The 12,280-nt window shown below is 65.0% G+C and carries 9 protein-coding genes; 4 read left to right on the top strand and 5 right to left on the bottom strand.

Annotation, left to right across the window (positions count from 1 at the left end):
* Positions 1-598: 598 nt before the first annotated feature.
* The 5 genes from BJD12_RS02420 to BJD12_RS02440 form a co-directional block, all read right to left on the bottom strand.
* The gene (locus BJD12_RS02420; protein ID WP_005992327.1) at positions 599-2,227 is read right to left on the bottom strand and encodes an MFS transporter; all 1,629 of its coding nucleotides are present in this window, start codon (positions 2,225-2,227) and stop codon (positions 599-601) included.
* A gap of 85 nt (positions 2,228-2,312) precedes the next feature.
* A complete protein-coding gene (locus BJD12_RS02425) occupies positions 2,313-4,160 on the bottom strand; it encodes an amidohydrolase (protein WP_005992325.1) in 1,848 nt (615 codons plus the stop codon).
* Positions 4,161-4,273: 113 nt separating this feature from the next.
* Positions 4,274-4,711 carry a DoxX family protein gene (locus tag BJD12_RS02430; RefSeq protein WP_005992323.1) on the bottom strand — a complete coding sequence of 146 codons (438 nt, stop codon included), beginning with the start codon at positions 4,709-4,711 and terminating at the stop codon, positions 4,274-4,276.
* Positions 4,708-5,364 (bottom strand): hydrolase, encoded by a 657-nt coding sequence (locus tag BJD12_RS02435; RefSeq protein ID WP_005992321.1) that lies wholly within the window; start codon positions 5,362-5,364, stop codon positions 4,708-4,710. The genes BJD12_RS02430 and BJD12_RS02435 overlap by 4 nt, the downstream gene beginning before the upstream one ends.
* On the bottom strand, positions 5,361-5,801 hold the full coding sequence (locus tag BJD12_RS02440; protein WP_039425868.1) for a helix-turn-helix transcriptional regulator: 441 nt from the start codon (positions 5,799-5,801) through the stop codon (positions 5,361-5,363). The genes BJD12_RS02435 and BJD12_RS02440 overlap by 4 nt, the downstream gene beginning before the upstream one ends.
* Positions 5,802-6,275: 474 nt before the next feature.
* On the opposite strand from BJD12_RS02440, the gene BJD12_RS02445 reads away from it, so the two are divergent.
* The 4 genes from BJD12_RS02445 to BJD12_RS02460 all read left to right on the top strand — a co-directional run bounded on the left by BJD12_RS02445 (position 6,276) and on the right by BJD12_RS02460 (position 12,160).
* Entirely contained in the window at positions 6,276-9,371 is a 3,096-nt protein-coding gene (locus BJD12_RS02445) for a sensor histidine kinase (protein ID WP_080553076.1), read from the top strand.
* Positions 9,364-10,005 carry a response regulator gene (locus BJD12_RS02450; protein ID WP_005992312.1) on the top strand — a complete coding sequence of 214 codons (642 nt, stop codon included), beginning with the start codon at positions 9,364-9,366 and terminating at the stop codon, positions 10,003-10,005. The genes BJD12_RS02445 and BJD12_RS02450 overlap by 8 nt, the downstream gene beginning before the upstream one ends.
* Positions 10,006-10,361: 356 nt before the next feature.
* Positions 10,362-11,489 (top strand): Cache 3/Cache 2 fusion domain-containing protein, encoded by a 1,128-nt coding sequence (locus tag BJD12_RS02455; RefSeq protein ID WP_042827980.1) that lies wholly within the window; start codon positions 10,362-10,364, stop codon positions 11,487-11,489.
* Between the two features lie 44 nt (positions 11,490-11,533).
* The gene (locus tag BJD12_RS02460; protein WP_005992308.1) at positions 11,534-12,160 is read left to right on the top strand and encodes a DUF8082 domain-containing protein; all 627 of its coding nucleotides are present in this window, start codon (positions 11,534-11,536) and stop codon (positions 12,158-12,160) included.
* The last annotated feature ends 120 nt before the right edge of the window (positions 12,161-12,280 follow it).

The raw sequence follows: 12,280 nt of genomic DNA on the forward strand, positions 1-12,280 counted from the left end.
TACCGCTTGCGGGACACGCCGTGAATCCGTCCATGGAGGCTCGGTGGCGGCATCCATGCCGCCACACGGTCCCGCAAGCGGTAAGGACACCGCACCAGACAGTTCGCTGGTGGTTTGATTGAAAGCTATGCGCGCCGACCATCGTGACTGGTCCTTGCCCGCTCACCGTCGCGGGACCCTTGGCGGCATGGATGCTGCCAAGGAGCTTACATGGACGTACTTGCAGCGTGTCCCGTGAGGGTGGGCGGGCAAGGGCCCTGCAGCAAACGCGAAGACCTCGAGTGCGCGGCGCCCTCACCGCTCGCGGGACACGCCGTGAATCCGTCCATGGAGGCTCGGTGGCGGCATCCATGCCGCCACACGGTCCCGCAAGCGGTAAGGACACCGCACCAGACAGTTCACTAGAAGTTTTGTTGAAGAACGAGAACACCGCGTCGCCAGGCGTGCCGGTTGCTTGTTGAAAAACCCAAACCATCCACTCTGCGATAGGCCGGCACGACGCAGTCCTGCAGCTGCTACGAAATAGCATCCAATAGGGTCGACTCGCCGATGACCTCACCCAATCCAACAACACTGAAGAATATCCACTTCATGGTCATCAGATATCCGAATGGGCATGCGGCGGCAGCGCGGCACCGCCGCCACCGACGAAGTGGCGAACCACCGGCGCGCGCTCGCCTTGATGCAATGCGCGGATCTGCTCCTGCAACTGGCGGTCGTCGCCGGTGACGCGCTCGTGCTGGCGCAGATGTTCCAGCCACGAGGCGACGATGAAATATTCCAGTTGCAAGCCCGGCGTTGCCGCGTCTTCGGCGATGCCCCAGACCACCGCACCATCACGGCGCCGCGCATTACCCAGTTGCGTCATCAATTGCAGGAAGCTCACACGCGCGTCGGTGGCGATGCGGTATTCCACCGTCACCAGCACCGGGCCGCGATCGTGTTCGACCGCATCCGATTGCGGCGGCGTAGGCCAGTGCCCGCCGGGCGCGAGGTCCAGCTGCTCGGTGCCGGCAATACGTGCGCGCTTGACCAGCAGTGCTGCGAGCACCGCACCGGCTGCAGCAATCTGCAAGGCGGTCGCGATCGAGGTGCGCTGCGCCAACGCGCCCCAGACCAACGAACCCGATGCCATGCCTGCGGAAAACACCACGATATAGAGCGACAACGCACGTGCGCGCACCCATGCCGGCACCGCCGTTTGCGCAGCGATCTGCAAGGACGACAGCACGGTGATCCAGGCCAGGCCGTTGACCACCATCACCACGCACAGCACGCCGATCTGCCGCGACAGCGCCAGCCCCAACAGCGATGCGGCACAGACCAAGGTGGCGACGAACACCAGCAGATCGCGGTCGTAGCGTGCACGCAGGCGTGGGAGCAACAATGCGCCACTGATCGCACCGACACCGATGCAGCCGAGCAAGATGCCGTAGCTGCCGGCGCCCAGCCGCATGTCACGACGGACCACCAACGGCAACAATGCGGTCAAGGCGCTGGCAAACAGGAAAAACCCGGCGGCCTTGATCAGTACCGCCTGCAGGCGCCCGGCCCGCGCGGCATAGCGAAGCCCGGCACGCAAGCCCGCGCCGAAGCTCTCCGGCGGCAACGCGGACGCATGCACATCGCGACGCCAACGCCACAACACCAGCAGCATCAATCCGAAGGTCACGCCATTGAGCAAGAATGCCCACGGCGGCCCGAATTGCGCCACGATCAAACCGCCAACTGCCGGGCCGATCGAGCGAGCGATGTTCATGCCGATCGAATTGAGCGCCACCGCCGAGGCCAGCATTGGCCGCGGCACAAGCTCCGACACGATCGCCGCCTGCGCGGGCATCGCCATCGCCGCGCCCATGCCCATCGCAAAGGTCAATGCCACCAGTACCCACGGGGTGAGCAACTGCAGATGCGAAAGCAAGGCCAACGCGCCGGCTACCAGCAGCATCCAGCCTTGCGTCAGCATCAGGTAGCGACGGCGGTCGACGATGTCGGCCAGCGTGCCGGCCACCAGCGCGAACAACACCACCGGCAAGGTGGTGGCCGATTGCACCGCCGCCACCATCAACGGTGAGCCGGTCTGTTCGGCCATCACCCAGGACGCGGCGACATCGTTGATCCAGGTACCGATATTGCTGCCTAAAATGGCCAGCCACAAGGCACGAAAGATCGGCTCGCGCAGCGGCGCCCAGGCACCACCATCGGCGGGTGCGGCAGAAGAAGTCATCGCGGCAAGGCTCCAGTGAACGGGGTGAAACAAACAAGGTGGCGGTATGAGAAGCGCCGGCAGGCGCATCGATACCGTGCCGATTTCAGAACGCGAAACACGCGCAACCCAATGCGCCCCAGAAGCCGCGCAGGTCATCGCTGGGCGCAGCATGCTGCGCTGCGTGTCCATGCGGCCCGTGCGCGCGACAGCCATGGCCGTGCGTATGCATCTGCGTGGCGCTGGCAAGCCCGCTGACCGCACCACCCACGTGATAGCCGCCGAAACGGTTGACCGGCGACCAGTCCGGCATCGCCGGCGGCAAGGTCGGCGCCAGCGATGCAAAATCGCCATCGCCATGCACCACACGCCCACCCAGCACGGTCAGCACGCTGGTGATGTCGGCAATGGCGGCATCGTCGACGCGGAAGTAGTCATCCGATAGCACGATGAAGTCGGCCAATTGCCCCGTAGCCAGCGTGCCCTTGCGGCTCTCGTCGCCGGAGAACCATGCACTGCCCTGCGTCCACAACCGCAACGCCTGCTCACGATCTAACAGGTTCTCTTCGCCGTACAACGCCAGACCGCCTACCGTGCGTCCGGTGACCAACCATGACAGCGCCACCCAGGGGTTATAACTGGCCACGCGCGTCGCGTCGGTGCCGGCGCCCACCGGCACGCCGGCGGCCAACATGTGGCGCACCGGCGGCGTGTGCCGCGCGGCCTGCACGCCATAGCGCTCGACAAACGCTTCGCCCTGATACGCCATGCGGTGTTGCACGGCGATACCACCGTTCAATGCGCGGATGCGGTCGATATTGCGCGGGGTGATGGTTTCGGCGTGGTCGATGAACCAATGCAGGCCATCGAACGGAATGTCGGCGTTGACCTTTTCGTACACATCGAGAATGCGTCCAATGCTTTCGTCGTAGGTGGCATGGATACGGAATGGCCAACGCTTTTCGACCAGCAAGCGCACCACCTGCTCCAGCTCGGGCTCCAGTTCCGGCGGCAGCTCCGGACGCGGCTCGCTGAACTGCTCGAAATCCGCAGCGGAAAACACCAGCATTTCGCCGGCGCCGTTGTGCCGCAGCAGATCGTCGCCCTTACGTACCGGCAGCATCTCGGTCCAGCCGCGGAAGTCGTCGACTTCCTTGCCCTTGTTCTGAGTGAACAGGTTGTAGGCGATGCGCACGCTCAATTGATCGGCTGCGTGCAGCTGTTCGATGACCTGATAGTCCTCCGGATAATTCTGGAAACCACCGCCGGCATCGATTACCGAGGTGATGCCCAGCCGGTTGAGTTCGCGCATGAAATGACGCGTGGAGTTGGCTTGGTATTCCAGCGGTAGCCGCGGGCCCTTTGCCAGGCTGGCATAGAGAATCAGCGCATTCGGCTTGGCCAGCAGCAAGCCGGTGGGATTGCCCAGCTTGTCGCGCTCGATGCGCCCGCCGGGCGGGTCCGCAGTGGCCTTGTCATAGCCACAGGCGCGCAAGGCCGCGCGGTTGAGCAAGGCGCGGTCGTACAGGTGCAACAGAAACACCGGGGTATCCGGCGCGATGGCATTGATCTCGTCCAGGGTCGGCAAGCGCTTCTCGACGAACTGATGCGCGGTGAATCCACCGACCACACGCACCCATTGCGGCGCGGGCGTGCGGTCAACCTGCGCCTTCAACATCGCCATCGCGTCGGCAAGCGAGCGCACGCCATCCCAGCGCAGCTCCAGGTTGTAGTTGAGCCCGCCACGAATCAAATGGGTGTGGCTGTCATTGAGGCCGGGCAGCAGGCGTCGGCCTTGTGCATCGATGCTGCGGGCACCGTTTGCCAGCGCCATGATCTGCACGTCGTCGCCCACCGCCACGATGCGTCCATCGGCCACTGCAATGGCAGTGGCGCTGGGCTGACGGGGATCGAGCGTGGTGATGCGTGCATTGCGAACAACAAGATCGACCATTGGAGACTTCCTTGAAGCAGACGACGCGCTAGGCAATGCGCCCAACGCAAGACCGGCCGCGGCGCCCTGCATCCACAGGCGCCGCCCGGCATCGTGATCGTTCGGTGCGCCGCTCATGCCGCACTACTCCTGCGCAGCCCATCCAGCGACCACGCGCCACCGCCGGCGGCGGCCAAGGCCAGCAACACCAGCAGCCACATCGACGGGTATTCCATGCCACCGTGCATCCAGAACCAGCCCTTGGGCACGGCCACCACGACGGTGGTGGCGATGAACACCGCTGCCAGCGCAGCACTGGCGCGCGTCCACAGACCCAGTAACACCGCCAGCCCCGAGAGCGTCTGCACCAACGCCAGCAGCAACGGCAATGGCGGTACAGACGGAAAGCCGAATTGCTGTAATTCAGCGGCAAACCCGGTCAGTCCCGGTCCACCGAACCATCCCAGCAACTTGCCCAGGCCATGCGGCAGCAGGAAGCCGCCGCCGGCAATGCGCAGCATCAATAACGCCGCTGCAAGGCCGGCGTGGCCGCGTGGTGCCGGTGCGTTCAATGTCCGCCTTCCTGCGCGCCGAACATGGTCTTGGCGTATTGAATGCCGATGCCATAGCCGCCGGCATGCGCACGTGCGATGCCGGTGGTGAGGTCGTAGGTGTCGCTGCGGGCCCAATCGCGCTGCAGTTCCAGCAGGTACTGCACGCTGGTGATAGGCGCGGCACCGGCCTGCACCATCCGCGTCACCGCGCGCTCGTGCGCTTCGTCGCTCACATCGCCGCAGGCATCAGTGATGACGTACACCTCGAACCCCTGCTCAATCGCCGACAACGTCGGGCCGACAATGCACACGCTGGTCCAGAGCCCTGCAATCACCAGACGCTGCTTGCCGATGGCGTTGACGCGATCAATCACGCCCTGGTCTTCCCAGGCATTCATGCTGGTGCGGTCAAACACCGGTTCGCCGGCAAAGATCTCCGGCAGCTCGGGAAACAACGGGCCGGAGAACGACTTCTCTGCAACGGTGGTCAGAATCACCGGCACCTTGAAGCCTTTGGCGCCCTTGGCAATCAGCGACACGTTGTTGCGCAGCGCCGAGATGTCGATGGTGTGCGTGGCGAACGCCATCTGCGATTGATGGTCGATCAGGATCAGCGTGTGATCGCCGGGCGACAACAGGGACTTACCGGGGACGGCGGTGGCGGTGGTCATGCGTGATGCTCCAGGGAGGATGAATAAGAACCAGCGGGCTGCCGATGCGTACACGATGCGGTGCGCGCGGCGCAGGGATCGTTGGCCACCTGCGCGGCAAAGCGCGCCGGTGTGCAGCCGGTGGCATTGCGGAAACTGCGGACAAAATGGCTTTGATCGAAGAAACACAGATCGGTGGCGATCTGGCTGATGGTGTGGCGACCTTCGCGCAGCATGGCCTGGGCACGCTCGAGCCGGCGCCGCCGCAGGTACTCCATCGGGCTGGCGCCCAGCGCATCGCGAAACACGCGTGCAAAATGGAAGCGGCTCATGCAGGCAGCACCGGCCAGTTGGGTCACTCCGATGGGCTCGTACAGATGCGTGTCGATGTACTGCAACGCTCTTGCCACGGCACGTGCGCGTGGGGCGTGCAGTGCGTTGGCCCCGCGTGCATGCAGTTCGGGGCGACCAGCGGCAATCAGACTTGCCATGCGGCGTCTCCGGGGGGAATGGCGCCATGGTGGGGCGAGCATTCCGATTGCCCCACCCCTGATGGTGAGGCGGATTGCTCACTCTTTCGGGTGAGCTGCCAAGCGCAATGGCACCAGCGTCGGACTTCAGCCGCATCGATGCCGACACCCACCACGCATGCCCGCCAAGCCGTTATCGCGATCGCCATCTCGGTGCTGCTTCGGTCAGCACCGATCATGCGGGGCCAACCACGCATGCACCGTCACGCGATCCCCGAGTTCGCAGCCACGAGTTCATCACTGCATCAAGCAACTTCACGGAGGCCACTTGACGCACACTGCGTTGCGGCGACTTGCCCCTGCCGTAACGCATCGACCCCGCGCCTATCCGATTTCCAGTCGGCGGTCCCTCCCCCGAAAGAGGTGGTGGTGCTTCCCTCGATCTCGTCGGACAATGCTGCGATGCCGCATGCGCCCGCCTTCCGATTACACCTGCTGTGGCACCTGTGCGTGGCGGTGGTCGCTGTGATGTGCAGTTGCTGGTGGCCATGCTCGCCCGCGCGCGCCGAAGGCATCGCCGCGACGCGTGCCGGACTGCTGCAATTCCACCACACTGCCTGGAGTACCGAGCGCGGCGCGCCGGCCGATATCTGGGATATCCAGCAAGCCGACGCCGGCCCGTTGTGGCTGGCGACCGGTTTTGGCCTGTTTCAGTTCGATGGCGACCGCTTCGCGCGGCAGGCGCCACCCGATGGCGAGGCCTATGCATCGCACAACATGACCGCGCTTGCCCTGGCACCGGACGACACCGCCTGGATCGGCTACTTCAACGCCGGCATTGATCGCCTCGCAGATGGCCACCTCACCCACTTCAGACCACGCAAGGATGTGCCCGACGGCATGGTGTTCCGCATCGAGCACGATGGCAGTGGGCGCTGGTGGGCCGCCATCGATGGAGGCCTGTGCTGGTTCGATGGGCAGCGCTGGCAACGCGCCGGTGCCGACTGGGGGTATCCGGCCGAGCGTGCACACTGGCTGCTGCGCGATGTACGCGGCACGCTCTGGGTTAGCGATGGAGCCCAGATCCTGTCGTTGCGGTCCGGCGCCAAACGCTTTGTACCGAGCGGCCAGCAGGTGGGTCTCTACGTCACCATGGCGGAAAGCCCGGACGGGGTGATCTGGGTTGCAGACCCGCACCGCGGCGTGTTTGCGTTGACCGATGTGCATGGCACTGTACTGCCCGCGGCGGCACGTGCCCGGCCGCAATTTCCCGGTTTGTACGCACGGCGCATCCGCTTCATGCGCGATGGCGCGCTGTGGGGCAGCGACTACGCAGCGCATGGCCTGTTTCGTATCGCCTTGCCTACATCGCCCATGCCGGTGTTGGAGCGTTTTGGACCGGTGCAGGGCCTGACCTCGGCCACCGCCGGCCCCTTGGTCGAGGACCGCGAAGGCAATCTCTGGGCCGGCACTAACCTGGGCCTCAACCGGTTCCGGCATCGCGCCTTGCTCCCATTGGCGCCCTTGCTGCCGGGTCAGGCCATGGCCGTAGCGACGTTCAACCCGTCCCCGGGTCCCGCTGCGCGCCCGCTCCTGGCCAGCCTGCGCGATGGCCGGCTACTGGCGTTGAGTCGCGACCTCGTCGAACGTCTGCAGCATGGCGCGCCGGCCCGCATCCTGGATGTGCCATCGACCGCCAATGGTTGGGTGCTTGGCGAGCACGACCTGCTGCGCCTGCAGGCCGGCCGCGCGCAGGCAGTGGCGCTGCCGTTTGGCCTGTCGACCGGCGCCATCCGCGCCTTCGTCGTGGACAGCCGCAACCATCCCTGGGTCTGCCCGGATGCCGGCGGCCCCTCCGCCTTCGACGGCAGCGCCTGGCACCCGCTGGCCGATCTGCAGGACACCCCGTGCACGGTGCTCACCAATACGCGGCATGGCGGCGTCTGGATCGGCACCGTCAAAGGCGACGTCCGCCTGTTGCAGGGCCGGCAGTTGACGCATTACAGCGCCGACGATGGCCTGTCGGTGGGGCCGATCACCGCCATCTGGCAAAGCCCGTCGCTTACGCTCGTCGCCGGCGAAGCCGGGCTTGCGGCGCTGGGTGCCGATGGCAGGTTCCGGCAGGTAGCCGATCAGACCAACCCGCTTTTGCAAGGCATCACCGGCATCGTGCAGGACCAGCACGGCGCGTTGTGGTTGAACGGCAACCGCGGCGTTGTGCAGATCGCCCAACGTGCGCTGCTGGGCAGCGTGCAATCGGGCGTGATCAGCCCGGCACTGCGCCTGTACGACGTCATGGACGGGTTGCCCGGTGTCGCCCAGCAGGCTACGCCGGTACCCACGGCCATCGCCGCCGACGACGGCCTGTTGTGGTTCACCACCAACCAGGGCCTGGCCTGGCTGGATCCCGAGCAGACCTACCGCAACCCCACCGCGCCGGATGTCTTCATCACCGAAGTGGTTGCCAACGACCGTCCCTACCCGCGCACGACTGGGCTGCACCTGCCCAAATGGACCCATCGCCTGCGCATCGGCTACGACGCGGTGAGCCTGACCCGCCCCGAACGCGTGCGCTTCCGTTACCGGCTGGAAGGGGTGGACGCGCAATGGCAGGACGCCGGCAATCGTAACGAGGCGTTCTATACCAACCTCTCTCCCGGCCGTTACCGCTTCCGGATTGCCGCTGCCAACAACGATGGCGTCTGGAACGAACGCGGCGACACGCTGGACTTCGTCATCGAACCGGCCTTCGTGCAGACCTGGCAGTTCAAGGCGTGTGTCGTGCTCGCGCTGCTGCTGACACTTGCGATCATCTGGCGCATGCGCACCCGGCACGTTGCCGGACGCGTGCGTGCACGGCTGGAGGAGCGCTACCGCGAACGCGAACGCATTGCACGCGAGCTCCACGACACCTTGTTGCAAGGTACCCAGGGATTGATCCTGCGGCTGCATGCTGCCAGCCGCTCGTTGCCGCATAACGACCCGCGCCGGCTGGAGCTCGAACAGGCGGTCGACCTGGCCGAAAATGCGCTGGTCGAAGGCCGCGACCGCGTCAATGGGCTACGCGACAGCTACTCGCTGCGCCAGGATCTGGCGGCCGCGCTGCAGCGTTCGCGTGAGGCCACCATGCCGCCACCGTCGGCCGAGCTGCAGGTGTCGGTGGAGGGCCGCCCGGTGGCGCTGCGCCCGATGGTGGCCGACGAACTGTTTCAGCTTGGCCGCGAAGCATTGGCCAATGCCGATCGCCATGCCGATGCCACGCGCATCGCGCTGGAACTGCGTTACGGTTCACGTGACTTCGTCCTGCGCATCCGCGACGATGGCTGCGGCCTGGATCCGGACGTGCTGCACGGCCACGCGCGCACCGGGCATTGGGGACTGACCGGCATGCAGGAACGCGCCAAACGCATCGGCGCCAAGATGCAGTTATGGTCGCGCCCGGGCAGCGGTACCGAGATCCAGATCATGCTTCCCGCCCGCATCGCCTATGCAACGCCATCGCGCTGGTGGTGGCCATTTTTTCGACCTGCACGATCTACGGAGAGCCCCAATGGCTGAGATGGTCAAACCGACTGATGTGCTGGTGGTAGACGATCATCCGCTGCTGCGCGACGGCCTCAGCGCCATGCTCGCCGCCGAACACGACATGCGTGTGGTCGGCGATGCCGAAGACGGTGAACAGGCGGTGGCCTGCTACGCCAGTCTGCGCCCGGACGTGGTGCTGATGGATCTGCAGATGCCACGCGTGGATGGTGTCGAAGCCATCCAGCGCATCCGCCGCGTCGATCCCGCCGCCAAGGTCATCGTGTTGACTACCTACACCGGCGATGTGCGGGCGGTGCGCGCGCTGCAGGCCGGCGCCTGCGGCTACCTGCTCAAGAGCGCGCTGCGCCGTGAGCTGGTCGACACCATCCGTGATGTGCGGCGTGGCCAGCGACGGCATGTTCCGGCGTCGGTGGCCGAAAACATCGCCGCCCACGTGCTCGACGACGCGCTGTCTGCCCGCGAGACCGAGGTACTGAGCCTGGTCGCTACCGGATGTTCCAACAAGCAGATCGGCAATGCCCTGAGCATCTCCGAAGAAACGGTCAAGGCGCATATGAAGAACATCCTGGCAAAGCTCGGCGTGCGTGATCGTACCCACGCGGTCACGGTGGCCTTGCGCCGCGGGATACTGTCGCTGGAAACCTGAGCAGCCTGCAGCCAAGGGGCAAGGCCGGGCGGCGGCTCTTCTCACAACGCGTCATCCTGTCGCTGCTACTGCATGACAGCGACAGCACCGAGCTGCTTCGATTGCCCATGGGTCGCGCGCCAACGTCCCACCCGCGCCAACTTTTGTAAGCCGATCCACCATTCTTGAACGCAAGGCGCACAAGCGATCGAGGCGCGCTGTCAAATCGATCGGCTTGAGCTATCTTATGCACCGCCAAGCGGCATGGGGGCCGCTTCAGCATCTCGCATGGCAGCCGATAACGGCTACGTCCGACCGCCGCACTGCGCTGCGGCGGCACTCGATTCAATCATTTAAACGCGTTCAGGGGAATTGCGATGCTTCGTCACTCTTTGCGGGTGCGCCTGCTGTTGCCGGTGCTGGCCTTGGTGCTGGTCGTGGTGGTGGCACTGACAGTCATTCTGGCCATTACCGAAGCGAACCGGGTCAAGTTCGAAGCCGGCGACGCCATCGAGCGCCAGTCGGTGTCCTTGCAGACCTTGTTCGCGGTCACCCGCACCATGATGCTGGACCGCGTCAATTCTTCGATGCGCCAGCTGCGCAAAGAAGCAAACGCACAGGGCGCGCCCAGCATCGGTAGCGAAACGCGCGTCGCCGATCGCAACGCCAACGACCTGCTGCTGGGCCAGCGCCCGCAGGCCAACGCCTTCACCATGCTGGACGACGTCACCGCCATCCACGAAGGCACCGCCACGCTGTTCTCGCGCACCGGCGACGACTTCGTGCGTATCTCCACCAACGTCAAGAAGGAAGACGGCAGCCGCGCCATCGGCACCGTGCTCGATCCCAACGGCCAGGCTGCCGCCAAGCTGCGCAACGGTGAAAGCTTCTATGGCGTGGTCGACATCCTCGGCAACCCGTACGTCACCGGCTACGAGCCGATCTTTGCCGGCAGCGACAAGCGCGTCATTGGCGCCTGGTACGTCGGCTACAAGGCCGACACCCAGGCCCTGGAAAACGTGGTCAGCAGCCGTCGCGTGCTCGATTCCGGCTTCATCGCCGTGTTCGACAGCAAGAACAAGCTGCGCTTCCAGTCCACCACCGGCGCCACCACCGACACCGCCACCATCGAGCGCATCGTCAAGGACAGCCCGGACGACTGGGTCGTCACCAAGCAGGAAGTGCCGGACTGGGGTTTCACTCTGGTGTCTGCGTATCCCAAGAGCGACGTCAATGGTCTGATCGTGCGCCAGTCGTTGTGGATCGCCGGTATCGGCCTGTTGGTGTGCGCCCTGCTCCTCGGCCTGCAGTGGGCCCTGATCTGGAGCCGCGTGTTGCGCCCCATCCAGCATTTGACCACCGTGGCTGAAGAACTGAGCCTGGGCAAGTGGAACCACACCATCGAAGAGGTCAACCTCAAGGATGAAATTGGTACCCTGGCGCGCGCCATTTCCCGCCTGTCCAACAGTGTTCGGTTGGCCATGGAGCGCCTCAGCAAGCGCTGAGCCGACCGACCCGATTTCGTATCAGACGATGCTAGGAAGACGCCATGTCCAATGAATTCCGTCCGCTGATCGATGTCCTGCGCGAGCTCAGGGCGTTGGCATTGAAGAAGGCGTCCGGCTTTCTGTTTGTCGTCACCGAAGAAAACCATTCCTGCATCGTCCGGCTCAACGCCGGACAGATCGAAGAAGTGGTCTTTCGCATGCTGCGTAATGATGAGGCGGTGCAACGTCTCACCATGGTCGGCGCCGCAAAGGCCCGCTTCCAGGTCGATCCGGGGGCCGGCATGGGCAAGCCGTCGTTGCTGAGCGACGACTCGCGCCAGTGGTTGATGGGCGGCTTCGAACAGGATCTGGGCGGTGCCCCTGCCCCGGCGCGCGCCGCCGTGGCACCGGCACCGGTCGCCGCAAGTCCGGTGGCAATGGCCGCACCAGCAGCCGCGACGTCCGGCAATGCCAGTGCCGGCGCGCCGGACGAGCGCGTACGCGATGCACTGGAAAAGGTTGCGCTGAACTATCTCGGCCCCATTGCCGGCATGCTCTGCGATGAAGCCTGGGAAGCGTCCAGCGATATTGAGCAAGTGCTTAGTCAACTCGGCGCCAATCTTGCAACACCCCAGGAAGCCCAGAAGTTCATGGCCGATGCCCGCGTGGCTTTGTCCAAGGTGCGTTGACGCAAGCGTCAACGCAGCGCCTGCAAACAAGCCGCGCAGTGCGCGGCTTGTTTATTTACCGCGGCATCTTGCGGCCTGATTGCCAAAGATGGAATTGCCCGACATGAAAAGGGCGCCGCG

The organism is Xanthomonas vesicatoria ATCC 35937 (assembly GCF_001908725.1).
Classification (GTDB): domain Bacteria; phylum Pseudomonadota; class Gammaproteobacteria; order Xanthomonadales; family Xanthomonadaceae; genus Xanthomonas; species Xanthomonas vesicatoria.